The 24,486-nt window shown below is 71.4% G+C and carries 19 protein-coding genes and 1 tRNA gene; 5 read left to right on the forward strand and 15 right to left on the reverse strand.

The window, feature by feature from the left end:
- Nucleotides 1-18: 18 nt before the first annotated feature.
- Nucleotides 19-2,730: a DNA polymerase I gene (gene polA / locus ACSMHG_RS01095; RefSeq protein ID WP_435741485.1), complete on the reverse strand. Its 2,712-nt coding sequence runs from the start codon at nucleotides 2,728-2,730 to the stop codon at nucleotides 19-21.
- Between the two features lie 54 nt (nucleotides 2,731-2,784).
- On the opposite strand from polA, the gene ACSMHG_RS01100 reads away from it, so the two are divergent.
- The gene (locus ACSMHG_RS01100; protein WP_435741486.1) at nucleotides 2,785-3,204 is read left to right on the forward strand and encodes a hotdog fold thioesterase; all 420 of its coding nucleotides are present in this window, start codon (nucleotides 2,785-2,787) and stop codon (nucleotides 3,202-3,204) included.
- Between the two features lie 47 nt (nucleotides 3,205-3,251).
- Here ACSMHG_RS01100 and ACSMHG_RS01105 read toward each other — a convergent pair whose 3' ends face one another.
- Complete coding sequence (locus ACSMHG_RS01105) at nucleotides 3,252-3,818, reverse strand: GNAT family N-acetyltransferase (protein ID WP_435741487.1); 567 nt, start codon at nucleotides 3,816-3,818, stop codon at nucleotides 3,252-3,254.
- Between the two features lie 134 nt (nucleotides 3,819-3,952).
- Between ACSMHG_RS01105 and ACSMHG_RS01110 the strand changes: the two genes are divergently transcribed.
- Both ACSMHG_RS01110 and ACSMHG_RS01115 read left to right on the forward strand, forming a co-directional pair.
- Nucleotides 3,953-4,702, forward strand: coding sequence for a DUF554 domain-containing protein (locus ACSMHG_RS01110; RefSeq protein WP_435741488.1), 750 nt, complete (start codon nucleotides 3,953-3,955; stop codon nucleotides 4,700-4,702).
- A gap of 159 nt (nucleotides 4,703-4,861) precedes the next feature.
- Complete coding sequence (locus ACSMHG_RS01115) at nucleotides 4,862-6,220, forward strand: ABC transporter substrate-binding protein (protein WP_435741489.1); 1,359 nt, start codon at nucleotides 4,862-4,864, stop codon at nucleotides 6,218-6,220.
- Between the two features lie 210 nt (nucleotides 6,221-6,430).
- Here ACSMHG_RS01115 and ACSMHG_RS01120 read toward each other — a convergent pair whose 3' ends face one another.
- From ACSMHG_RS01120 to ACSMHG_RS01140, 5 genes are all read right to left on the reverse strand, one after another.
- The gene (locus ACSMHG_RS01120; protein ID WP_435741490.1) at nucleotides 6,431-7,225 is read right to left on the reverse strand and encodes an ABC transporter ATP-binding protein; all 795 of its coding nucleotides are present in this window, start codon (nucleotides 7,223-7,225) and stop codon (nucleotides 6,431-6,433) included.
- Nucleotides 7,222-8,241 carry an ABC transporter ATP-binding protein gene (locus ACSMHG_RS01125; RefSeq protein WP_435741491.1) on the reverse strand — a complete coding sequence of 340 codons (1,020 nt, stop codon included), beginning with the start codon at nucleotides 8,239-8,241 and terminating at the stop codon, nucleotides 7,222-7,224. Before ACSMHG_RS01125 ends, ACSMHG_RS01120 begins: the two co-directional genes overlap by 4 nt.
- On the reverse strand, nucleotides 8,234-9,445 hold the full coding sequence (locus tag ACSMHG_RS01130; RefSeq protein WP_435741493.1) for a branched-chain amino acid ABC transporter permease: 1,212 nt from the start codon (nucleotides 9,443-9,445) through the stop codon (nucleotides 8,234-8,236). Before ACSMHG_RS01130 ends, ACSMHG_RS01125 begins: the two co-directional genes overlap by 8 nt.
- A 20-nt stretch (nucleotides 9,446-9,465) precedes the next feature.
- Nucleotides 9,466-10,788, reverse strand: coding sequence for an ABC transporter permease subunit (locus tag ACSMHG_RS01135; RefSeq protein ID WP_435741494.1), 1,323 nt, complete (start codon nucleotides 10,786-10,788; stop codon nucleotides 9,466-9,468).
- A gap of 189 nt (nucleotides 10,789-10,977) precedes the next feature.
- Nucleotides 10,978-11,586 (reverse strand): ANTAR domain-containing response regulator, encoded by a 609-nt coding sequence (locus ACSMHG_RS01140; RefSeq protein WP_435741495.1) that lies wholly within the window; start codon nucleotides 11,584-11,586, stop codon nucleotides 10,978-10,980.
- A 38-nt stretch (nucleotides 11,587-11,624) separates the two neighbouring features.
- Between ACSMHG_RS01140 and ACSMHG_RS01145 the strand changes: the two genes are divergently transcribed.
- Nucleotides 11,625-11,697 (forward strand) — tRNA-Leu (locus ACSMHG_RS01145).
- A gap of 152 nt (nucleotides 11,698-11,849) precedes the next feature.
- Complete coding sequence (locus ACSMHG_RS01150; protein WP_435741497.1) at nucleotides 11,850-12,098, forward strand: hypothetical protein; 249 nt, start codon at nucleotides 11,850-11,852, stop codon at nucleotides 12,096-12,098.
- A 297-nt stretch (nucleotides 12,099-12,395) separates the two neighbouring features.
- On the opposite strand, the gene pyk is transcribed toward ACSMHG_RS01150, so the two are convergent.
- The 8 genes from pyk to trpC form a co-directional block, all read right to left on the reverse strand.
- The gene (gene pyk / locus ACSMHG_RS01155; protein ID WP_435741498.1) at nucleotides 12,396-13,859 is read right to left on the reverse strand and encodes a pyruvate kinase; all 1,464 of its coding nucleotides are present in this window, start codon (nucleotides 13,857-13,859) and stop codon (nucleotides 12,396-12,398) included.
- Nucleotides 13,860-13,944: 85 nt separating this feature from the next.
- A complete protein-coding gene (locus ACSMHG_RS01160) occupies nucleotides 13,945-15,411 on the reverse strand; it encodes a glutamate synthase subunit beta (RefSeq protein ID WP_435741499.1) in 1,467 nt (488 codons plus the stop codon).
- Nucleotides 15,404-19,957, reverse strand: coding sequence for a glutamate synthase large subunit (gene gltB / locus ACSMHG_RS01165; protein ID WP_435741500.1), 4,554 nt, complete (start codon nucleotides 19,955-19,957; stop codon nucleotides 15,404-15,406). Before gltB ends, ACSMHG_RS01160 begins: the two co-directional genes overlap by 8 nt.
- A gap of 134 nt (nucleotides 19,958-20,091) precedes the next feature.
- Nucleotides 20,092-20,970 carry a prolipoprotein diacylglyceryl transferase gene (lgt, locus tag ACSMHG_RS01170; protein ID WP_435741501.1) on the reverse strand — a complete coding sequence of 293 codons (879 nt, stop codon included), beginning with the start codon at nucleotides 20,968-20,970 and terminating at the stop codon, nucleotides 20,092-20,094.
- Complete coding sequence (locus ACSMHG_RS01175; RefSeq protein ID WP_435741502.1) at nucleotides 20,967-21,596, reverse strand: SCO family protein; 630 nt, start codon at nucleotides 21,594-21,596, stop codon at nucleotides 20,967-20,969. The genes lgt and ACSMHG_RS01175 overlap by 4 nt, the downstream gene beginning before the upstream one ends.
- Nucleotides 21,589-22,410, reverse strand: coding sequence for a tryptophan synthase subunit alpha (gene trpA / locus ACSMHG_RS01180; RefSeq protein ID WP_435741503.1), 822 nt, complete (start codon nucleotides 22,408-22,410; stop codon nucleotides 21,589-21,591). Before trpA ends, ACSMHG_RS01175 begins: the two co-directional genes overlap by 8 nt.
- A complete protein-coding gene (gene trpB / locus ACSMHG_RS01185) occupies nucleotides 22,407-23,687 on the reverse strand; it encodes a tryptophan synthase subunit beta (RefSeq protein ID WP_435741504.1) in 1,281 nt (426 codons plus the stop codon). The genes trpA and trpB overlap by 4 nt, the downstream gene beginning before the upstream one ends.
- Complete coding sequence (trpC, locus tag ACSMHG_RS01190) at nucleotides 23,684-24,466, reverse strand: indole-3-glycerol phosphate synthase TrpC (protein WP_435741505.1); 783 nt, start codon at nucleotides 24,464-24,466, stop codon at nucleotides 23,684-23,686. Before trpC ends, trpB begins: the two co-directional genes overlap by 4 nt.
- Between the last annotated feature and the right edge of the window lie 20 nt (nucleotides 24,467-24,486).

Consider the following 24,486-nt stretch of genomic DNA (forward strand, 5'->3'; position numbering starts at 1 on the left):
CGACCGGCGCGGAAGGGCTCAGTGCGCCGCTTCGTGCCAGCTGTGGCCGGTGCCGACGGAGACGTCGAGCGGCACGGCGAGGTCCGCCGCAGCGGCCATCTCCCGGCGCACGAGCTCCTCGAGGGCGTCGCGCTCGCCGTCGGCCACCTCGAGGACCAGCTCGTCGTGGACCTGGAGCAGCATCCGCGACCGGAGCCCCGCCTCGCTGATCGCCCGGTCGACCCGGAGCATCGCGATCTTGATCAGGTCGGCGGCCGAGCCCTGGATCGGCGCGTTGAGCGCCATCCGCTCGGCCATCTCGCGACGCTGGCGGTTGTCGCTGGTGAGATCGGGCAGGTAGCGCCGTCGGCCGTAGATCGTCTCGGTGTACCCGGTACGACGGGCCTCGTCGACCACGCCCGCGAGGTAGTCGCGGATCCCGCCGAAGGTCTCGAAGTACTCGTCCATCAGCACCCGGGCCTCGGACGGCTCGATGGTCAGCTGCTGGCCGAGACCGTAGGCCGAGAGCCCGTAGGCGAGCCCGTAGTTCATCGCCTTGATCTTCGCCCGCATCTCGCCGTCGACCTCCTCGGCGGGCACGTCGAAGACCCGGGCGGCGGTCACCGAGTGGAAGTCCCGCCCCGACCGGAAGGCGTCGATCAGGAGTGCGTCCTCGGACAGGTGCGCCATGATCCGCATCTCGATCTGGCTGTAGTCGGCCGTCATCAGGCACGCGTAGCCGCCGTCGTCGCCCGCACCCTGCCCGACGACGAACGCCTCGCGGATGCGTCGGCCCTCCTCGGTCCGGATCGGGATGTTCTGCAGGTTGGGGTCGGTGCTCGAGAGCCGGCCGGTGGCCGCGATGGTCTGGTTGAACGTCGTGTGGATCCGCCCGTCGGGCGCCACGGTCTTGAGCAGCCCCTCGATCGTCTGGCGCAGCCGGGAGACGTCGCGGTGGCGCAGCAGGTGCAGGAGGAAGGGGTGCTCGGTCTTGACGTAGAGCGACTGCAGCGCGTCGGCGTCGGTCGTGTAGCCGGTCTTGGTCCGCTTCGTCTTGGGCATGTCGAGCTCGTCGAAGAGGACCACCTGCAGCTGCTTCGGGGAGCCGAGGTTGATCTCCTTGCCGATCACCGCGAACGCGTCCTCGGCCGCCAGCTTCACCTCCCCGGCGAAGTGGCGCTCGAGCGACTCGAGGTGCTCGGTGTCGACGGCGATCCCGGTGCGCTCCATCGTCGCGAGGAGGTCGACCAGGGGCAGCTCGATGTCCTCGAGCAGCCGGGTGCCGCCGCGGTCGGCGAGCTCCTCGTCGAGCGCCGCGGCCAGGTCGAGGACCGCACGGGCGTGGAGCATCTCCACCTCGCCGGCGGACTCGGACGACAGGCCGTCGAGGCTGAGCTGGCCGTCGTCTGCTCCCCCGGTGCGCAGCTCGCGCTTGAGGTAGCGCACGGTGAGGTCCGCCAGGTCGTAGGAGCGCTGGTCCGGCCGGGCGAGGTAGGCCGACAGCGCCGTGTCGCGGGACAGCCCGGCCAGCGGCATGCCCCAGGCCTCGAGGGCCAGCATCGGGCCCTTGGCGTCGTGCAGCACCTTCGGCCGCGCCGGGTCGGCGAGCCATGCCGCCAAGGCGTCCTGGTCGTCAGGGTCGAGCCGGTCGCTCGCCACCCAGGCCGCGGTCCCCTCCGTCGTCGCCAGGGCCAGCGAGTCGACGTCGCCGCTGCCCGCTCCCCACCGGCCGGCGACGTGGAGACCGACCCGCTCGTCCGACGCCGCGTGCTCCGCCAGCCAGGCGCGCAGTCCGCCCGGCTCGAGGACGCTCATCGCGACGTCGAAGCCGGAGTCGTCGATCTCCTCCTCCGAGCTCAGCGTCTCGAAGAGCCGGTCGCGCAGGACGCGGAACTCCAAGCCGTCGAAGAGGGTGTGCACCTCCTGCCGGTCCCAGGGCCGCATCGCCAGGTCCTCGGGGGCGAGCTCCAGCTCGAGGTCGCACACCAGGGCGTTGAGGCGCCGGTTGCGGATGACGTCGCCCAGGTGGGCCCGGAGCGCCTCGCCCTTCTTGCCGGTGATCTTGTCGGCGTGGGTGATGACGTTGTCGAGCCCGTCGTAGGTGTTGATCCACTTCGCGGCGAAGCCGACACCGACGCCCGGCACACCGGGGAGGTTGTCGGACGTCTCCCCCACGATCGCCGCGATCTCGGGGTAGCGGTGCGGCGGCACGCCGTACTTCGCCTCGACCGCCTCGGGGGTCATCCGGGCCAGGTCGGAGACGCCCCGCATCGGGTAGAGCACCGTCGACCGCTCGGTGACCAGCTGGAGGGAGTCACGGTCGCCGGTGAGGATGAGGACCTCCATCCCCTGCTCGAGGGCGCGGGTGGTGAGGGTGGCGATGATGTCGTCGGCCTCGTAGCCCTCCTTCTTCAGGAACGGGATCCGCAGCGCCTCGAGCACCTCCTCGATCAGCGGCAGCTGGCTGCTGAACTCCCCCGGCGTCTTGGCGCGCTTGGCCTTGTACTCGGCGTACTCCTCCATCCGGAAGGTCTGCCGGGAGACGTCGAAGGCCACCGCGAGGTGCGTCGGCTGCTCGTCGCGGAGGACGTTGATGAGCATCGACGTGAAGCCGTACACCGCGTTGGTGTGCTGCCCGGTGGTGGTGGAGAAGTTCTCGACCGGCAGGGCGAAGAACGCACGGTAGGCCAGCGAGTGGCCGTCGAGCAGCAGCAGGCGCGGGGTGGGGGCCGTGGTGGGAGCATCGGGCACCCGTCGACTCTATCCGCCGCCACCGACAGCCGACCGGTCGGCAAGAATGCCGGTATGGACGTGGAGGACTACATCGCGGCCATGCCGCAGGGCATGGGCACGCTCAACGAGAAGATGGGGATCGAGCTCGTCGAGGCGTCGGCCGAGAAGGTCGTGGCGACGATGCCCGTGGAGGGCAACCAGCAGCCCTACGGCCTGCTGCACGGCGGCGCGTCCGTCGTCCTGGCCGAGACGCTCGGCTCGATCGGCGCCGCCCTCCACGCACACCCCGACCGGGCGGCCGTGGGCGTCGACATCAACGCCACCCACCACCGCGCCGCCACCTCCGGGACCGTGACGGGCACCGCGACGCCGATCCACCTCGGACGGACGTCGGCGTCCTTCGAGATCGCCATCACCGACGAGCGTGGGAAGCGGGTGTGCACCTCGCGGCTCACCTGCGCGCTGGTGCCGAAGGAGCAGCTCGGTCTCTAGCGCCCGCCGGCGGCGGCTCCGGACCGCGCCCGACCGGCTCCTCCCGACTAGGACGCCGAGTGGGCCCTGCGCTGGGAACGCCGTGCCGCCAGCACCTGGGTCAGCTGACGACCGCCGCGCTCGTGCGCCGGTCGCTGGGCGGCGAGCTTGGCCCGCACCGTGTGCGTGTTCGCCACCCGCAGGACGGCCTGCGGCCCCAGCGAGAGCCGGGCCATGAACCGGTTGGCGTCGCGCGACCCGGAGGTGGCGGCGGTGGCGAGGTGGTTGACCCCGAGCTCCTCGGCGAAGCCCACCGCGGCCTCCATCAGGGTGCGCCCGACCCCGTGGCGCCGGTGCTCGGGAAGGACGTGGAGCGACAGCGCCTGCACCGTCGGCTCGAGGTTGAGCGGGCTCAACGTCGTCACCCGCAGGAAGACGGCCCCAGCGACCCGGCCGTCGAGCTCGGCGACCACGATCCGCTGCTCGGGCGAGTCGGTGGCCGCCTTCACGATCAGCTCGAGCTCGGCGACCTGCTCGTGACGGTCCACCCGCCGCAGCGAGTCGGACCACATCTCGGCGAGCAGGGGTACGTCGGTGAGCTCGGCGCACCTCACGGTCACCAACGAGCGGTGCATGTGCCCTGCCTTCCACCCGGCCCCAGGCCGGTGACGAGACGACTCGGTGACGACCGGTCCCCGAGGACGTCACCTGCTCCGGTCGAGACTACGCTCCTCCCGCGGTCCTGTCAGACCTGTGGGTGAGGAGTGCTGTGGTTCCCGGAGTGGGCACGCTGGTCAACGTCCTCGCGGTCCTCGCAGGTGGCCTGCTCGGGCTGCTGCTCGGGAACCGGCTGCCGGTGCGGACCCGCGAGGTCGTGACGGACGGTCTGGGGCTCGTCACCCTGCTCATCGCCGGGACCTCCGCGGTGGCGGTGCTCGACGTCGACCTCGCCGCCGCCGTCGGCTCGAGCGCGCCCATGCTGATCGTCCTGGGTGCCCTGCTCCTCGGTGGCATCACCGGGTCGCTGCTCGCCCTCGAGCACCGCGTCGAGTCGCTCGGCGGATGGCTGCAGCGGGTGCTCTCCGGCGGCAGCCACGGGTCGGCGGACCGGCAGCGCTTCATCGAGGGCTTCGTCGTCTCCTCCCTCGTCTTCTGCACCGGCCCCCTGACGATCCTGGGCTCCCTCAACGACGGACTGGGCAACGGCGCGGACCAGCTCTTCCTCAAGTCGGCGCTCGACGGCTTCGCGGCCATCGCCTTCGCGGCCTCGTTCGGATGGGGCGTCCTGGCCTCGGCCGTCACCGTGGTCGTCGTCCAGGGAACGCTCACCGTCGCCGGCGCAGCCCTCGGCGACGTCCTGCCCGAGGCGCACCTCGCTGCCGTCACCGCCACCGGCGGCCTGCTCCTCGTCGGCGTAGCCCTGCGTCTGCTGCGAGTCCGTGACATCCCGGTGGCCGACCTCCTCCCCGCCCTCCTGGTGGCCCCGGTCCTCGTCCAGGTCGTCATCGCCGTCCGCTGAGGCCACCGGTCGGCGTCGTTGACGTAACGGTTTGGTGACGACAGGGTGCCGTACACCACACCGCCCTCCAGCCGGACCTACGGTGACGAGGCCATGGCTGGCCTCCGCGGGGCGGCTCCTGCGGTGAAGCGCACCACTCGCTACAGAAAGGTTCACCACGTGAATCGATCCACAACCGCCTCCTGGGTGAGGCTGATGGCCGGCACTGCCGCGCTGACGCTCACACTGGCCGCCTGCGGCTCCGAGGACGAGTCGCCCGAGGCGGGCGACGACCCGACCTCGACCACGTCGGAGTCGGAGACGACCGGCGCCGACGAGACGTTCACCGACGACAAGTGCACGTCCAAGTCCACCAGCGCCGACACCTACAAGGTCGGCGGCATCCTGCCCCTCACCGGCAACCTGGCCTACCTCGGCCCGCCGGAGATCGCGGGCGTCGGCCTGGCCGTCTCCGACATCAACGCCGCGGGTGGCGTGGCCGGCGCCGACGCCTGCCACCTGATCCTCGACTCGGGTGACACCACCGACCTGTCGGTCAGCACGGCGACGGCCGACCGCCTCATCAACGCCGAGCCGTCGATCGTGGTCGGCGCCGCCTCCTCCAGCGTCTCGCTGAACGTGGTGGACTCCTTCACCGACGCCAAGATCGTCCAGGTCTCGCCCGCCAACACGGCCGTCGACCTGTCCGGCTACTCGCCGTACTACTTCCGCACCGCCCCGCCGGACGGCATCCAGGGCTCGGCCCTCGGCACGCTGATCTCCAGCGACGGCTACTCGCGGGTCGCCTTCCTCACCTTCAGCGACACCTACGGCACCGGCCTGCGCAACGCCGTGCAGGAGACCCTCGAGTCCTCCGGCGGCGAGTGCGTCTACGGCTGCAAGGGCGACGGTGACGAGTTCCCGGCCGGCCAGACCACCTTCTCCTCCGACGTGAGCGCCGCGCTGGCCACGAACCCGGACGCGATCGTGATCCTGGCCTTCGACGAGACCAAGGCGATCGTCCCCGAGCTGGTCAACCAGGGCTGGGACATGTCGAAGACCTACCTCTCCGACGGCAACACCGCGGACTACTCCGAGGACTTCCCGGCCGGCACCCTCGAGGGCGCGCAGGGCACCATCCCCGGCGCGGACGCCTCCGAGGACTTCAAGCAGCGCCTCCAGGGCTGGAACCAGCAGGTCAACGGCGAGGAGCTGTCCGACTACGCCTACGCGGCGGAGTCCTACGACGCCGCCATCCTCGGCGCGCTCGCGGCGGCGAAGGGCGGCTCGACCGACCCCGACACCATCCGGGAGAACTACGCGGCGGTCTCCGGCGCCAACGGCGGCGAGGAGTGCACCACCTACGCCGACTGCCTCGCCCTGATCGAGGACGGTTCGGACATCCAGTACGCCGGTCCCTCCGGCATCGGCCCGATCGACGAGGAGAACGACCCGTCCTCGGCGTTCGTCGGCATCTACACCTACGACGGCCAGAACAAGAACCAGTTCAGCACCACCGTCGAGGGCAACAAGCAGTGACCAGCTGATCAGCTGCTGATCACCCGCTGACAGCGCCCCGGGCCGCCAGGCCCGGGGCGCTGTCGCGTCTGCGGCTCCCCCGCACCCGCGCACGCACCCGCGCCCGCACCCAGCACAGCGGCCCCCCACACAGCGCAGCGCCCCGGACCTCGTCGTGAGGTCCGGGGCGCTGGTGTCGTGAGCTGGTGCCCTCGGCCGCGCGGGCAGAGGTCAGGCCGGGCCGGCGTCCCGCTGCTCGTCGACGTCCTTGGCGAGGGTGCCGAGGTAGAGCTCGATCACCTTGGGGTCGTTGGCCAGCTCGCGGCCCGTGCCGGTGTAGGCGTCACGGCCCTGGTCGAGGACGTAGCCCCGGTCGCAGATCTGCAGGCAGCGGCGGGCGTTCTGCTCCACCATGACGACGCAGACACCGGTCTTGTTGATCCGGCGGGTGCGGATGAACGTCTCGTCCTGCCGCACCGGGGACAGGCCCGCGGACGGCTCGTCGAGCAGCAGGACCTTCGGCTCCATCATCAGCGCGCGCGCCATCGCGAGCGACTGCCGCTCGCCGCCGGAGAGAGCTCCCGCGCTGCGGTCCTTGCGCTCGTGCAGGTTCGGGAAGAGGTCCCACATCGCGCCGAGACGCTCCTGCAGCTTCTTGGGTCGCAGGTAGAGCCCCATCCGGAGGTTCTCCTCGATGGAGAGCGACGGGAACACGTTGTTGGTCTGCGGCACGAAGCCGACGCCCATCTGGACCAGCTTGTTGGCGCGGGCGTTGGTGATGTCCTCGCCGTGCAGCTCCACGCTGCCCGAGTGGACCTTGACCAGGCCGAACATCGCCTTGAGCAGCGTCGACTTGCCGGCGCCGTTGGGGCCGATGATGCCGATCATCTCCCCTGGGTACGCCACCAGGCTGCACCCGTTGAGAATGTTGACGCCCGGCAGGTAGCCGGCCACCAGGTCGGTCGCCTCGATGACGGCCTGCTGGCGGCCGCCCTCGGGGGCGGCGGAGTGCTGTACCTGGGTCACGGCTTCTCTCCCTCGGGCTTGTGCGCCTGGTGCCGACCGGGCTGGTGCGCGGCCTCGTCGGCCCGGACCTCGTCCTCCAGGGCGTGGACCGCGTCGTCGCTGAGCAGCTCGTCGTCGCCGAGGTCGGTGTCGTGGTGGGCGCCGAGGTAGGCGTCGATGACGGCCTCGTTGGACATGACGGTGTCGGCCGGGCCCTCCGCGACGATGCGACCCTCCGCCATCACCACGACCCAGTCCGAGATGTGGCGCACGACGTGCATGTCGTGCTCGACGAAGAGGACGGTCATCCCCTCGTCGCGCAGCGACTGGATGTGTCCGAGCAGCGACTGGGTCAGCGCGGGGTTCACGCCTGCCATCGGCTCGTCCAGCATGATCATCTTCGGGTCGCTCATGAGCGCCCGCGCCATCTCGAGCAGCTTGCGCTGGCCACCCGAGAGACTGCCGGCGTAGTCGTTCTTCTTCTCGAGCAGCTTGAAGCGCGCCAGCAGCTCCTCGGCCTTCTCGGCGACCGCCTTCTCCTGACCGCGCCAGAAGGGCTTGAACGCCGACTTCAGCAGGTTCTCCCCGGCCTGGTTCTGCGCGCCGAGCATCATGTTGTCCATCACCGTCATCCGGTTGAGGGACTTCGTGAGCTGGAACGTGCGGACCATCCCGGCGCGCGCGACCGACGAGGACGACGTCTTGTTCAACGCCCTGCCGTCGAACTCCCAGTGCGCCCCCCTGCCGGCGGACGTCGGCTTGTCGAAGCCGGTGATCAGGTTGAAGAACGTCGTCTTGCCCGCACCGTTGGGGCCGATCAGGGCGGTGATGATGCCGCGCTGGACCTCGAGGTGGTCGACGTCGACGGCCGTGATGCCGCCGAACTGGCGCTCGATCTTGTCGACCTTGAGGATCGGGTCGGGCTTGACCGCGCCGGGCTCCGGACGGACGCCCGCCATCAGCTCGCGGCGGGCGGCAGGATCGGCGAGCGCCGCCGCGCGGGTGCCGGGGGTTCCCGGCGTGGTGGTCTCAGACATTGAACCGGAGCTCCCTCTTGTCGCCGAGGATTCCTTGTGGTCGGAAGATGACGAGCAGGACGAGTGCGATGCCCACGGCGACGAAGGAGAACTGCTCGGTCTGCTGGGCGCCCATGATGCTGTCCGGGACGTAGGCGCGGGCCAGCTCACGGACGAGGATACGGGCCGAGAAGAAGATGATCGTGCCGAGCACCGGCCCGAAGATCGTCGCGGCGCCACCGAGCAGCAGCGCCGTGTAGGCGAAGAACGTGATCTGCCGGCCGAGTGCGTCCGGCTGGACCGTCGACGCGAGCACGTAGACCATCCCGCCGAGCGCGCCGAAGAGGCCGCCGATGACCAGCGACTGCATCTTCACCATGAAGACGTTGCGGCCGAGGCTGCGCATGGCGTCCTCGTCCTCGCGGATGCCGCGGAGCAGCCGGCCCCAGGGGCTGCGGACGAGCAGGTAGATGATCAGCGTGCTGATCGCCACGAGCGTCCAGGCCACGGCCCGGACCCACCAGCCGTTGACGCCCGTGCGGCCGTAGGTGACCGGCATGGCGAAGAAGAGCGCCAGGAAGCCGAGCACCACCAGGGCGGTCACGAGGGCCTTGCCAGCCCGGCCGGTCAGGGCCGACGGCTGCACGGCGCTCTCGGGGTCGCGGGCCTTCTTGAGCCGGCGACCCAGGACGACGACCGCCACGACACAGGCGAGGAAGACCAGCCCGCCGAGCGCACGTGCCCACCCGGCTCCGCCGGCCACGTCGGTGTAGTTGAAGGGGATCAGCGTGAAGCGGCCGTCCCCGAAGAAGGAGAGCGCGACGAAGTCGGACTGGTAGGTCCGGCCCTGGATGCCCTGGGCGCCACCGGTGAGGTCCTTGAGCATCGACAACCGGCCGACGAACCGGATGATCTCCGCCGCCGAGATGGTCACGATCGCGAGGTAGTCACCTCGCAGCTGCAGCGTCGGGATGCCGAGCACCAGGGCGAAGAGGAACGCGACCCCGAGGCCGATGAGCACCGCGACGATGATCGGCAGGTCGTGGACCAGGGAGATCGCGAAGCCGTACGCGCCGAGCAGCATGAAGCCCGACTGGCCGAAGTTGAGCAGGCCGGTGTACCCGAAGTGCAGGTTCAGGCCGATGACGGCGATGGCGACCGCGGCCGTGCCGGGGCTGATCATCTCGCGGATGACCGCGCCGAGGATGTTGAGGATGATGTCCATGTCTTGTCCCTCTTCCCTTCTCAGCCGACCCGCTCGGCGCGGCCGAGGAGGCCCTGGGGCCTCACCAGCAGCAGGATGATGAGGATGGCGAGGGCTACGGCGTACTTCAGGTCACCCGGGGCACCGAGCGGTCCGGCCAGCTCCACGACGAGCCCGATGATGATCGAGCCGACGAAGGCGCCGAACGCCGTGCCCAGACCGCCGAGGGTGACGGCGGCGAAGAGCAGCAGCAGGATCTGCATGCCGGTGTCCCAGCGGATGCCGTTGCTGATGACCAGCGCGTAGAGGACGCCGGCGAGACCGGCGAGGCCGGCGGCCGCCGTCCAGACCAGTCGGATGATGCGGTCCACGTCGATGCCCGACGCGGCCGCGAGGGCGGGGTTGTCGGAGACGGCCCGTGTCGCCTGGCCGATCCGGGTGCGGACGAGGACGAACCCGACGATGGCGATCATGACGAGGGCCACGGCCATGGCGAGGAACGAGAGCGTCGTGATCGTGACCGGTCCGATGGTCGTGGTGTCGGACTCGCGGATCGCCACCTTGAGCAGCGAGGCGCCGACGAAGAACTGGTAGGCGTACTGCGCGGCGAGGGAGAGACCGATCGTGATGATCATCAGCTGGGTGAGGCCGAGCCCTCGGCGACGCAGGGGTTGCCAGATGACGACGTCCTGCGCGAAGCCGACGGCCGCGCAGATGAGCGTCGTGCCGATGATGCCGATCCAGAGGTTGAGGCCCACGACGTTGACCAGCCCGTAGGCGACCATGCCGCCGAGCGTCACGAGCTCGGCGTGGGCGAAGTTGGACAGCCCGGTCGTGCCGTAGATCAGGGAGAGCCCGAGGGAGGCGAGCGCGAGGAGCAGTCCGAGGCGCAGGCCGTTGACGATCGACTGCGCGATCTGCTCGCCGAAGCTGTCCCCACCTGCCTCGTAGTCCGCGCTGCGGACCTCGACGATGGGCGCGACGGTCCGGCCGAGCTGCACCTCGACTTCGACCGAGCCCTCGGGGCCGGCGATCGCAGCCCGCGGGGGCTGCTGCTCCAGGCCCTCGGGAAGCGTGTCCTCGACGAGCTCGACGTAGTAGGTCCCCGCCTCGGAGACGGCGAAGCTGAACTTGCCGTCGTCCTCGGTGGTGACGGTCTCGACCTCGGTGCCCTCGGCGTCGAGGAGCGTCACGTCCACGCCGGCGACCGGGTTGGCGCGGGACCCGACGGTGCCGCTGACGCAGCCGGTCTGGTCCGGCTGCGGGAGGCAGAGGGTGGCCGCACTGGCGCTCGATCCGCTGAGCAGCACGAGGGCGGGGACCAGCAGCCCGGCGAGGAGCAACCCCACCAGTGTCCGGCTCACCCCTCCCCGAGGGTGTGTGCGGACGTGGTGACGTGACTTCAAACCGGTCCTCCCATCCAGGCACCCGGCGGGTACCGCCCGCGCAGTCTAGGGGGCCACAACGTGGTCTGGGGCACATCCGGGGGCAGACCCGCCCGCGGCGGCCCGGGCTTTACCGGTCCGTGACCGGTACGTGACCTTGCGACGTCCTCAGCGGTCGGCGATGCCGGGGCCGTGCTCGACGACGCCGTCGGCGACCTGGCGCATCGAGAGCCGCAGGTCCATCGCCGTCTTCTGGACCCACCGGAACGCCTCGGGCTCGGACAGCCCGAGCTGCTGCTGCAGGACGCCCTTCGCACGGTCGACCGACTTCCGGGTCTCCAGCCGCTCGGTGAGGTCGGCGACGTCCGACTCCAGCAGCGAGAGCTCCGCGAAGCGGCTGACCGCCATCTCGATGGCGGGCACGAGGTCGGACTTGGTGAACGGCTTGACGAGGTAGGCCATCGCACCGGCGTCGCGGGCGCGCTCGACCAGGTCCCGCTGGGAGAAGGCGGTGAGCACGATCACCGGCGCGATCCGCTGCCCGGCGATCGCCTCCGCGGCCGCGATCCCGTCGAGGACCGGCATCTTCACGTCGAGGATGACCAGGTCGGGCCGGTGCTCCTCGGCGAGCTCGATCGCCCGCGCCCCGTCGCCGGCCTGACCGACGACGCGGTACCCCTCCTCCTCCAGCATCTCGGCGAGGTCCATCCGGATGAGCACCTCGTCCTCCGCGATGACGACGGTGCGGGCGCTCGGGTCGGTCGGGGCCTGCGTCACGGCCGACAGGTTACCGACGCTAGGCTCGACAGCCGCACGCCCCGGTAGTCCAACGGCAGAGACACGGTGCTCAAACCACCGCCAGTGTCGGTTCGAATCCGACCCGGGGCACGCACACGCCGCCGCGCCCGGCGCGATGTCGGTGGTCACCGGCAGCCTGGATCCAGGTACGACGCTCGTGTGCGCCGCGAGCGCAGTGTCTTCTGGCGAGCGGCGAAACCGTGTCCGGAGTCGCTCGGCGGCTCTGCGTCAGCCGGCCAAGCGTGAGAGCGTGGCGCGACGCCGTCGACCTCCCACAGCCCAGCTGCCCGGTCTGCGACGACAACGCTGCCGACGCGGATGGCTATGCCGCGCTGCTGGGCTACTACCTCGGCGATGGATGCACCAGCGAGGCCGCGCGCTACTTCGTGCTGCGAGTGTCGTGCGACCTCATCTATCCCGGGATCATCGACGACGTCGAGCGCTGCATGCGGGCAGCCTGTCTCGAAACCACGAGCGGCCGATCGTGCTGAAGCCGTCGCAGCGAGATCTCGTGGCCGCTCACCCGGCCCCTTTCCTGCGCGGCCTTCTCCACTCCGATGGCTGCCGGGTGGCGAACTGGGCGACCCGCGTGGTGGCGGGTGAGCGCAAGCGGTACGACTACCCGAGGTGGCAGTTTCCGAGCCCTTAGTCCGAGCCCTCAGTCCGGTCCTGCGAGGGCTGAGACGGGCGAGGAGATCGAGGAGGGTCGGCACACATCGGAGCGCAGCGACGGGGTGTGCGACCCGTCTCGAAATCCGTTGCCGCGCACCGGCCCTGGGTCGGGTCGCTCAGCCCTGCCGGCGGTACGCCGGCGCCACGCCCTTGATGGCGTCGCCCATCCGGTGGATGCGCAGGGCGTTCGTGGAGCCGGGGATGCCGGGAGGGGCGCCGGCGATGATGACGACGAGGTCGCCCTCCTGGACCCGGCCGATCCGCAGGAGCTGCTCGTCGACCTGGGCGACCATCTCGTCGGTGTGCTCGACCGTGGCGGTCTTGAACGTCTCGACGCCCCAGGTCAGCGAGAGCTGCGAGCGCACCGACGCCTCGGGGGTGAAGGCGAGGATCGGGATCGCGCCCCGCAGCCGGGACATCCGCCGGGCCGAGTCGCCGGTCTGCGTGAAGGCCACGACGTACCTGGCCTCGACCCGCTCGGCCACCTCGAGGGCCGCCTTCGCGATCACGCCGCCCTTGGTGTGGGGATCCCACTGGATCACGTTCACCCGGTCCACGGCCTCGGCCGCCAGCGCGTGCCGCTCGGTCGAGGCGATGATCCGCGCCATGGTCTCGACCGTGACGACGGGGTACTCCCCCACGCTGGTCTCGCCCGACAGCATCACCGCGTCGGCGCCGTCGAGGACGGCGTTCGCCACGTCCGAGGCCTCCGCCCGGGTGGGAGCCGGGCTGGAGATCATCGACTCGAGCATCTGGGTGGCCACGATGACCGGCTTGGCGTTCAGCCGGGCCTTCTCGACGATCCGCTTCTGCAGGAACGGCACGTCCTCGAGCGGGCACTCCACGCCCAGGTCACCGCGGGCGACCATGAAGCCGTCGAAGGCGGCGATGACCTCGTCGAGGTTCTCGATCGCCTGCGGCTTCTCGATCTTGGCGATGACCGGCACCATCACGCCGACCTCGCGCATGATCCGCCGCACGTCCTCCGCGTCGTCCGCGCTGCGCACGAAGCTGAGCGCCACGAAGTCGACCGTGAGGCCGAGCGCGAACCGGAGGTCCCGCTCGTCCTTGTCCGAGAGCGCCGGCACCGACACCGCGACGCCGGGCAGGTTGATGCCCTTGTTGTCCGAGACCCGGCCGCCGACGACCACCTCGGTGTGGACGTCGGTGTCCTCCACCGCGGTGACCCGCAGCCGGACCCGCCCGTCGTCGATGAGGATCGGGTCCCCCGCGGAGACGTCGCCGGGCAGCCCCTTGTACGTCGTCCCGGCGATCTCGGCGTCGCCCGGGACGTCGCGCGTGGTGATCGTCCACGCCTGTCCGCGCTGGAGGACGACCGGACCACCGGCGAACCGCTCGAGCCGGATCTTCGGGCCCTGCAGGTCCGCGAAGATGCCGACCCCGTGACCGGTCTCGTCGGCGGCCTGACGCACCTGGCGGTAGGACTCCGCGTGGTCGGCGTGGGAGCCGTGGCTCATGTTGAGCCGCGCGACGTCCATCCCCGCCTCGACGAGCTCGCGGATCCGACCCGGCGAGGACGTCGCGGGGCCGAGGGTGCAGACGATCTTGGCTCTACGCACGCTTTCAGCGTAGCGGCCGTTGGAACGATCCAACACGTCGACCCGCTCGGTTCTCCCGAGCGGGCCGACGGAGGGAGGCACCGGTTCAGACCGTGAGCGGCCGGTCCGTCGGCCGGACCGGCGCCGGGAGCGCCGTCGACCCGGTCAGGAACTCGTCGACGGCCGCGGCCGCCGCACGGCCCTCCGCGATCGCCCAGACGATCAGCGACTGCCCGCGACCGGCGTCGCCGGCGACGAAGACGCCCGGCACCGAGGACTGGTACGCCGCGTCGCGCACGATGTTGCCGCGCTCGTCGAGGTCGACACCGAGCTGCTCGACCAGGCCGGCCCGCTCCGGGCCGGTGAAGCCCATCGCGAAGAGCACCAGGTCGGCCGGGATCTCCCGCTCCGTGCCCTCGAGCTCGACCAGCCTGCCGTCCTCGAACCGCACGTCGACGAGGCGCAGGGCACGGACGTTGCCCTCGCCGTCCCCGACGAACTCCTTCGTCGAGACCGCGTAGACCCGCTCCCCGCCCTCCTCGTGTGCCGAGGAGACGCGGAACGTCATCGGGTACGTCGGCCACGGCTGGCCGGCCGGGCGCGACTCCGAGGGCTGCGGCATGATCTCGAGCTGGGTGATGGAGGCGGCACCCTGCCGGGTGGACGTGCCGAGGCAGTCCGCGCCGGTGTCGCCACCACCGATGATCACGACGTGCTTGCCCTCGGCCGTGATCTGGCCCTCGACCGTCTCGCCGAGCGCCACGCGGTTCGCCTGCGGCAGGAACTCCATCGCCTGGTGGATGCCCCGCAGCTCGCGGCCCGGCGCCTGCAGGTCGCGCGCGACGGTGCTGCCCGTGGCGAGGACCACGGCGTCGTACCGGTCCCGCAGCTTCTGCCCGGTCAGCTCGCCACCGACGTCGATGCCGACCCGGAAGACGGTGCCCTCCCGGCGCATCTGCTCCAGCCGCCGGTCGAGGACCTTCTTCTCCATCTTGAACTCGGGGATCCCGTACCGCAGCAGACCACCGACCTTGTCGGCGCGCTCGTAGACGGCCACGGTGTGCCCGGCCCGGGTCAGCTGCTGGGCGGCCGCCAGCCCGGCGGGCCCGGAGCCGATGACCGCGACCGTGCGGCCGGAGAGCCACTCGGGCGGCTGCGGCCGGACGTACCCGGACTCGAAGGCCTTGTCCGCGATGGTCACCTCGACGTTCTTGATGGTGACCGGGTCCTGGTTGATGCCCAGCACGCAGGCGGTCTCGCAGGGGGCCGGGCAGAGCCGCCCGGTGAACTCCGGGAAGTTGTTGGTCGCGTGGAGGCGCTCGATGGCCTCCTCCCAGTCGTCGCGCCAGACCAGGTCGTTCCACTCCGGGATGAGGTTGCCCAGCGGGCAGCCCTGGTGGCAGAACGGGATGCCGCAGTCCATGCATCGCCCGGCCTGCGGGGTGATGATCGGCAGCAGCGCGCGGCCGGGGCCGCCCGGGTAGACCTCGGCCCAGTCCTTCACCCGCTCCTCGACGGGACGGCGGGCGGCGACCTCGCGGCCCTCCTTCAAGAATCCCTTGGGGTCAGCCATGGAGAGCTCCCATCATCGCGTTGGCGGTCTCGGTCTCGTCCAGCCCCTCGGCCTCGGCCTTCGCCTTCGCCTCGAGGACCTTGCGGTAGTCGGTCGGCATGACCTCGGTGAAGCGGGCGAGCGCCGCGGGCCAGTCGGCCAGCAGCTCCTGGGCGACCTGCGAGCCGGTCTCCTCGAGGTGCTCGCGGACCAGCTGCTCGAGCTCGTCGGCGGCGTTCCCCTCGACGGGGCGCAGCTCGACCAGCTCGGTGTTGACCCGCTGCTCGACGAGGTCGAGCACCCAGGCGACGCCGCCGGACATGCCGGCCGCGAAGTTGCGGCCGGTCCTGCCCAGCACGACCACCCGGCCGCCGGTCATGTACTCGCAGGCGTGGTCGCCCACGCCCTCGGTGACGGCCCAGGCGCCCGAGTTGCGGACGCAGAACCGCTCACCGACACCGCCGCGCAGGAAGATCCGCCCCGACGTGGCGCCGTAGCCGATCGTGTTGCCGGCGATGACCTGGTCCTCGGAGCGGAACGGCGCCGCACGGTCCGGCCGCACCACGATGCGTCCGCCCGAGAGTCCCTTGCCGACGTAGTCGTTGGCGTCGCCCTCGAGGCGCAGGGTGATCCCGCGCGGGACGAACGCGCCGAAGGACTGGCCGGCGGAGCCGGTGAAGGTCAGGTCGATCGTGCCCTCGGGAAGACCGGCACCGCCGTACCGCTTGGTCACCTCGTGGCCGAGGATGGTGCCGACCGTGCGGTTGACGTTGCGGATCTCGACCTGCCCGCGGACGGGCTCGCCGCGCTCCAGCGCAGCCTCGGCCAGCGGCACCAGGGTGGTCACGTCCAGCGACTTCTCCAGGCCGTGGTCCTGCCCGGTCGTGTTGCGGAGCGCGGCTCCCTCGGGCAGCTCGGGCACGTGCAGGACCGGCGCCAGGTCGAGCCCGGACGCCTTCCAGTGGTCGACGGCCTCGGCGACGTCCAGGGCGTCGACGCGGCCGACGGCCTCGTCGATGCTCCGGAAGCCCAGCTCGGCGAGGTACTCGCGCACCTCCTGGGCGATGTACTCGAAGAAGTTGACGACGTACTCGGCCTTGCCGGTGTAGCGGTCACGGAGCACGGGGTTCTGCGTCGCGACGCCCACGGGGCAGGTGTCGAGGTGGCAGACCCGCATCATGATGCAGCCGGAGACCACCAACGGGGCCGTGGCGAAGCCGAACTCCTCGGCGCCCAGGAGCGCCGCGACGATGACGTCCCGGCCGGTCTTCAGCTGGCCGTCCGCCTGCACGACGATCCGGTCGCGCAGGTTGTTGAGCAGCAGCGTCTGCTGGGTCTCGGCCAGGCCGAGCTCCCAGGGGCCACCGGCGTGCTTCAGCGACGTCAGCGGCGAGGCGCCGGTGCCGCCGTCGTTGCCCGAGATGAGCACGACGTCCGCGTGCGCCTTGGAGACGCCGGTCGCGACCGTGCCGACCCCCACCTCGGAGACCAGCTTGACGTGGACCCGCGCCTGCGGGTTCGCGTTCTTCAGGTCGTGGATCAGCTGGGCGAGGTCCTCGATCGAGTAGATGTCGTGGTGCGGCGGCGGGCTGATCAGGCCGACGCCCGGCGTCGAGTGCCGGGTCTTGGCCACCCAGGGGTAGACCTTGTGGCCCGGCAGCTGGCCACCCTCGCCCGGCTTCGCGCCCTGGGCCATCTTGATCTGGATGTCGTCGGAGTTCGTGAGGTACTCCGCCGTGACGCCGAACCGACCGGACGCGACCTGCTTGATCGCGCTGCGCCGCTCGGGGTCGTAGAGCCGCTCGGGGTCCTCGCCGCCCTCGCCGGTGTTCGACTTGCCGCCGAGCCGGTTCATCGCGATGGCCAGCGTCTCGTGGGCCTCCTGGCTGATCGAGCCGTAGGACATCGCGCCGGTGGAGAACCGCTTGACGATCTCCGAGACCGGCTCGACCTCCTCGATCGGCACCGGCTGGCGGCCGGTCGCCCCGGCATCGCGGAACCGGAACAGGCCGCGCAGCGTCATCAGGCGAGCCGACTGCTCGTCGACTCGCTGGGTGTACTGCTTGAAGACGTCGTAGCGGCCCGAACGGGTCGAGTGCTGGAGCCGGAAGACGGTCTCGGGGTCGAAGAGGTGCGGCTCGCCGTCGCGACGCCACTGGTACTCGCCGCCCGTGGCGAGCGCACGGTGCGCCGGCGAGATGCCGCCGCGCGGGTACGCCGTGGCGTGGCGCCGCGCGACCTCCTCGGCGATGGTGTCGAGCTCGATGCCGCCGAGCTTGGAGGTCGTCCCCGTGAAGTACTTGTCCACCACCGACTGGGAGAGGCCGACGGCCTCGAAGATCTGCGCGCCGGTGTAGGACGCCACCGTGGAGACGCCCATCTTCGACATCACCTTCAGCACGCCCTTGCCGAGCGCCTTGACCAGGTTGGCGACCGCCACCTCCGGCTCGGTGCCGACGTAGTAGCCGTCGCGCGCCAGGTCCTCGACGGACTCCATGGCGAGGTAGGGGTTGACCGCGGCCGCGCCGTAGCCGACGAGCAGCGCGACGTGGTGCACCTCGCGCACGTCGCCGGCCTCGACCAGGAGGCCTACCTGGGTGCGGGTCTTCTCCCGGACCAGGTGGTGGTGGACCGCGCCGGTGAGCAGCAGCGACGGGATCGGCGCCAGCTCGGCGGTCGAGTGCCGGTCGGAGAGCACGATGATCCGTGCCCCGTCGGCGATCGCCGCGCTGACCTCGGCGCAGATCTCGTCCAGCCGGCGGGCGAGCGCCTCGCCGCCGCCCTCGACGTCGTACAGGCCCCGGGCGACGTGGGTGATGAAGCCCGGCATGTCGCCGTCGCGGTTGATGTGCCGGATCTTGGCGAGGTCGTCGTTGGAGATGACGGGGAAGGGCAGCACGACCTGGCGGCAGGAGGCGGGCGTCGGCTCGAGGAGGTTCGACTCCGGGCCGATGGTGCCGTTGAGGGAGGTGACGAGCTCCTCCCGGATGGCGTCCAGCGGCGGGTTCGTCACCTGGGCGAAGAGCTGGTTGAAGTAGTCGAACAGCAGTCGCGGCTTGTCGCTGAGCGCCGCGATGGGCGTGTCGGTGCCCATGGAGCCGATCGGCTCCGCGCCGGCGTTGGCCATCGGCGACAGCAGGACCCGCAGCTCCTCCTGGGTGTAGCCGAACACCTGCTGGCGCCGGGTCACCGAGGCGTGGGTGTGGACGACGTGCTCGCGCTCGGGGATGTCGTCCAGGTGGATGAGCCCGGCGTGCAGCCACTCCTCGTAGGGGCACTCGGCAGCGAGCTCGGCCTTGATCTCCTCGTCCTCGATGATCCGGTGCTCCTCGGTGTCGACGAGGAACATCCGGCCGGGCTGCAGGCGGCCCTTGCGCACGACCTTGGCCGGGTCGATGTCGAGGACGCCGACCTCGGAGGCCAGGACCACGAGCCCGTCGTCGGTCACCCAGTAGCGCGAGGGACGCAGGCCGTTGCGGTCGAGCACCGCGCCGATCTGCGAGCCGTCGGTGAACACGACGCAGGCGGGGCCGTCCCACGGCTCCATCATCGCGGAGTGGAACTCGTAGAACGCGCGGCGCTGCGGGTCCATCTCGGCGTGGTTCTCCCACGCCTCGGGGATCATCATCAGCACCGAGTGGGGCAGGGAGCGCCCACCCATGTGGAGCAGCTCCAGGACCTCGTCGAAGGAGGCGGAGTCGGAGGCACCGGGGGTGCAGATCGGGTAGAGCCGCTCCAGGTCGCCCGGGATCAGGTCGGAGGCCAGCAGCGCCTCCCGCGCCCGCATCCAGTTGCGGTTGCCCATGACGGTGTTGATCTCGCCGTTGTGGGCGATGTAGCGGAACGGGTGGGACAGCGGCCAGCTCGGGAACGTGTTGGTCGAGAAGCGGGAGTGGACCACGGCGATCGCCGAGGTCATCCGCTCGTCGCGCAGGTCCGGGAAGACCTCGTCGAGCTGGGCCGGCGTCAGCATGCCCTTGTAGACCAGGGTCCGCGACGACAGCGACGGGAAGTAGGCGTCGGTCTCGTGCTCGGCGCGCTTGCGCAGGCAGAACGCCATCCGCTCCAGGCCGAGCCCGGTGAGGCGCGCGCCCTTGCCGGCGACGAAGAGCTGCGCGAACGTCGGCATGACACCCAGGGCCGTCTGCCCCAGCGAGGACGGGTCGACCGGCACCTCGCGCCAGCCGAGCACGTCGAGCCCCTCCTCGTCGGCGAGCGCCTCGATGCGCTGGCGGCTCTTGGCCACCGCCTCCTCGTCGCCGGGCAGGAACGCCGTGCCCACGGCGTACGCGCCGCGGGCGGGCAGCTCGAAGCCCAGCTCCGCAGTGACCTCGCGCAGGAAGGCGTCCGGCACCTGCAGCAGGATGCCGGCCCCGTCCCCGGAGTTGGTCTCGGCGCCCGCGGCGCCGCGGTGGTCGAGGTTGAGGAGCGCGGTCACGCCCTGGCGGACGATGTCGTGGCTCGCCTCACCGGTGAGGGTCGCGACGAAGGCGACGCCGCAGGCGTCGTGCTCGTTGGCCGGGTCGTAGAGCCCTTGGGGCGTCGGGAACGCGTGCGGGTAGGGCACTGGGTTCTCCCGTCGTCGTCTGAGCCGGGACCGTGGCGAGTGCCGGGTCCTGGCTGGAGGATGAGGTGCGCAGGGACGACGTTGGCCCGCGGCGGCGTCAGGTTACCACCGTGTTGCGGCGGTGTGCCGTGCGTCTACGGGTGGGAAGCCTCACGGACCCGGCCGTCGGTGTGCACGGTCTCCTCCCGCCCGGGGTGGCGCCACGAGGACCAGGCGAAGTACGCCGCGGCCAGCACGAACAGCACGATCGAGGTCCACACGTTGAACCGCAGCCCGCCGACGTCGGAGAGCTGGACGTCGTCGATGCGCAGCATCTCGATCCAGCCGCGGCCGGCGGTGTAGGCCATGACGTAGAGCGCCACCACCCGGCCGTGGCCCAGCCGCAGCCGGCGGTCCAGCCACACGACGAGCGCGAAGGCAGCGAGGTTCCAGAGGAACTCGTAGAGGAAGGTCGGGTGGAACGTCGTCTGGTCGAGGTAGCCGACCGGCCGGTGGGCGGGGTCGATCTCCAGCGCCCAGGGCAGGTCGGTCGGCTTGCCGAAGAGCTCCTGGTTGAACCAGTTCCCCCAGCGCCCGATGGCCTGGGCCACCAGCACGGTCGGGGCGATCGCGTCGAGCACGGGCAGCAGCCTGATCCCCTTGAGCCGCGCGCCGATCATCACCCCGAGCGCCCCGAAGGCGATCGCTCCCCACACGCCGAGGCCGCCACGCCAGACGTAGAGCGCCGTCACGGGGTTCTCCCCCTCGCCGAAGTAACGGGCGTAGTCGGTGGCGACGTGGTAGAGCCGGCCACCGACGAGGCCGAACGGCACGGCCCAGATCGCGAGGTCCTGGATGTCGCCGGCCGTGCCGCCGCGGGCGACCCAGCGCCGCTCGGAGAGCCAGACCGCGACGACGATGCCGAGGATGATGGCGAGGGCGTAGCCGCGGAGCGGCACCGGGCCGAGGTACCACGTGCCCTGGTCGGGGCTGGGGATGGTCAGAGGCACGATCGTGGCCAGGGCGGGGATCACGCGTCCTCCAGCAGCACCGAGACGTCGTGGGCGAACTGGGCTGCGGAGGTGTCCTGCCGCCAGAACATCGGTGCCTTGTCGTCCCCGTTGATCGCGACGACGTAGCTGCCGTGGGAGCCGAGGTCGTAGCCGCCCGAGGCCAGCTGCTCGGCGTCGGCGACGAAGATGCCGACGCTCTTGGCGAGCTCGACCGTGGCGTCCAGGTCGCCCCGCACGCCGACGTACCCGGGGTCGAAGCGGTCGAGGTAGTCGCGGAGCACCTCGGGGGTGTCCGTGGCCGGGTCGGTGCTGACGAAGACCACCTGGACCTGCTCGCGCTCCTCCTCCGAGAGCTTGGTGAGCCCGGAGGTCAGGGTCTGCATCACGAGCGGGCAGACGTCGGGGCACTGGGTGTAGCCGAAGAAGACCAGGGTCAGCGGCTCCTCGGTGTCCTCGGTGAGCGAGAAGGGCTCGCCGCCGGTGTCGGTGAGCGAGGTGGCGGCGACGTCGAAGGGCGGCTCCACCACGGAGCCCGCCGTCTCCGGCTGGTCCTCGCCGCAAGCGGTCAGCAGGAGGGCGGCGGCGAGGGCCCCGGCGAGGGCGACGCGGCTGCGTACGACGCGGCTGCGTAGGACGCGGCTAACCACGACGGACCCCTGCGGCCAGCTCCTCGGCCAGGCCGCTGAGTGCCCGCAGGCCGGCGGCCCGGTCGTCGGGGTGGTCGAGCAGGCGCCGGACGAACGCCGAGCCGACGATGACGCCGTCGGCGCCTATCCCGTTCTTGGCGACGACCTCGGCGGCCTGGTCGCCGGTGCTGACGCCGAGGCCCACGCCGATGGGCAGGTCGGCGCCCGGAGGGCTGAGCTCCCGGGTGCGCGTGACGAGCGGCCCGGCGAGGTCGCTGGTCGTCGCCCGGGCTCCGGTGACCCCCATGACCGCGGTCGCGTAGACGAACCCGCGACAGGCCGCGGTCGTCATCGCGATCCGGTCGTCGGTGGACGACGGCGCAACGAGGAAGACCTTGTCGAGGTCGTGCTCGTCGGCCGCGGCGATCCACTCCGGGGCGCTGTCGGGCGTGAGGTCGGGCGTGATCAGCCCCGCTCCCCCGGCGCTGGCGAGGTCGGCGGCGAACCGCGGGACGCCGTACCGCTCGACGGGGTTCCAGTAGGTCATGACGACCGTCGGCGTGCCGGTGGCGGCGACGGCCTCGACGGTCCGCAGCACGTCGACGGTCCGCACGCCTCGGTCCAGCGCCTGCTGGGCGGCCGCCTGGATGGTCGGCCCGTCCATCACCGGGTCGCTGTAGGGCAGGCCCACCTCGATCACGTCGCAGCCCCCGTCGACCAGCGCCCGCAGGGCGTCGATCCCGCCGTCCACGTCGGGGAAGCCGGCAGGGAGGTACCCCACCAGGGCGGCGCGGCCGTCGGCCCGGGCCTTCTCGAAGGCGGTGCGGGTCGTCATGCGGGGTCCTCGGTCACGTCGTCGGAGACCTCGGCGTCGGTCCGGCCGAGGCCGAAGTACTCCAGCGCGGTCCCCATGTCCTTGTCGCCGCGGCCGGAGAGGTTGACCAGGACGGTCGCCTCCGGCCCCTTCTCGGCGGCCAGCTCGCGGGCGACCCGGAGGGCACCGGCCACCGCGTGCGCCGACTCGATCGCCGGGATGATGCCCTCGGTGCGGCTCAGCAGGGCCATCGCGTCCATCGCCTCGGCGTCGGTGACCGGCGTGTACGTCGCCCGCCCGGTGGCGGCCAGGTGCGCGTGCTGCGGACCCACGCCCGGGTAGTCGAGCCCCGCGGAGATCGAGTGCGACTCGATCGTCTGGCCGTCGGCGTCCTGCAGGACGTAGGTGCGCGCCCCGTGCAGCACCCCCTTCTCCCCGGCGTGGATCGTCGCCGCGTGGCGGGGGGTGTCGACGCCCTCGCCGCCGGGCTCGAAGCCGTGGACCGCAACGGCCTCGTCGTCGAGGAAGGCCGTGAAGAGGCCGATCGCGTTGGACCCGCCCCCGACGCACGCCGCGATCGCGTCCGGCAGCACGCCGTACCGCTCCAGGCACTGGGCGCGCGCCTCGTCACCGATGCCCCGGGTGAAGTCGCGGACCATGCTGGGGAACGGGTGCGGCCCCGCCGCGGTCCCGAAGAGGTACGCCGTGTGGTCGACGCTGGCGACCCAGTCGCGCAGCGCTTCGTTGATGGCGTCCTTGAGCGTGGCGCTCCCCGACTCGACCGGGACGACCTTGGCGCCGAGCAGGTGCATGCGGGCGACGTTGAGCGCCTGCCGGCGGGTGTCGACCGCGCCCATGTAGACGGTGCAGTCCAGGCCGAAGTAGGCCGCGGCCGTCGCGCTCGCGACGCCGTGCTGGCCGGCACCGGTCTCCGCGATCACCCGGGTCTTGCCCATCCGCCGGGTCAGCAGCGCCTGGCCGAGGACGTTGCGGATCTTGTGGGCGCCGGTGTGGTTGAGGTCCTCGCGCTTGAGCAGGATCCGGGCGCCGACCTGCTCGCTGAGCCGCTCGGCGTGGTAGAGCGGGCTCGGCATGCCGGCGTAGTCACGCAGGATCGCGTCGAAGTCGGCGACGAACGACGGGTCGGCCATCGCGGCCTGCCAGGCCTCGGTCAGCTCGTCGAGGGCCGCGACGAGCGCCTCGGGCATGAAGCGCCCGCCCCAGCCGGCCTCCGGGCCGCCGAACCAGCCGCGCTCGTCGGCGTCGTAGCCGGTCGTCCGCTGCACCTCGGTCGTCATGCCCCCACCCCTGTCATCCGGCGGACCGCGCCCTGCGGGTCGCCGTCCTTCACCAGCGCCTCGCCCACGAGCACCGCCCTCGCCCCCTCGCCGACGAACCGCTCCACGTCGGCGCGCGAGGAGATGCCCGACTCCGCGACCAGGACGCGGTCGTCGGGGACCATCGGGGCCAGCCGTCCGAAGGTGTCGGCGTGGATCTCGAGGGTCTTCAGGTTGCGCGCGTTGACGCCCACCAGAGCCGCGCCGAGGTCGACGGCGCGCTCGGTCTCGGCCTCGTCGTGCACCTCGACCAGCACCGTGAGGCCGAGCTCGCGGGCCTCGTCGTGCAGGCGCCGCAGCTCGTCGCCCGGGAGCGCGGCGACGATCAGCAGGGCCAGGTCCGCCCCCGCGGCCCGCGCCTCCACGAGCTGGTAGGTCGAGACGATGAAGTCCTTGCGCAGCAGCGGCACGTCGACGGCGGCCCGCACGGCCCGCAGGTCGTCCAGGCTGCCGCCGAAGCGGCGCTGCTCGGTGAGCACGCTGATCGCCGCGGCTCCTCCGGCGGCGTACTCCTTCGCCAGGACGGCCGGGTCCGGGATGTCGGCCAGCGCGCCCTTGCTCGGGCTCCGGCGCTTGACCTCCGCGATGACGCTGGAGCCCGGCGACCGGAAGTGCGGCATCGGGTCCCGCGGCGGGTCGGCGTCGGCCAGCGCGGCCCGGAGGTCGGCGAGCGGGACGGCCGCCTGCCGCTCGGAGAGGTCCTCCCGGACGCCGGCGACGATGTCGTCGAGCACGGACACGGGCTGCTCCTGAGGGGTGG

The organism is Nocardioides ureilyticus (genome assembly GCF_051280745.1).
Lineage (GTDB): Bacteria > Actinomycetota > Actinomycetes > Propionibacteriales > Nocardioidaceae > Nocardioides.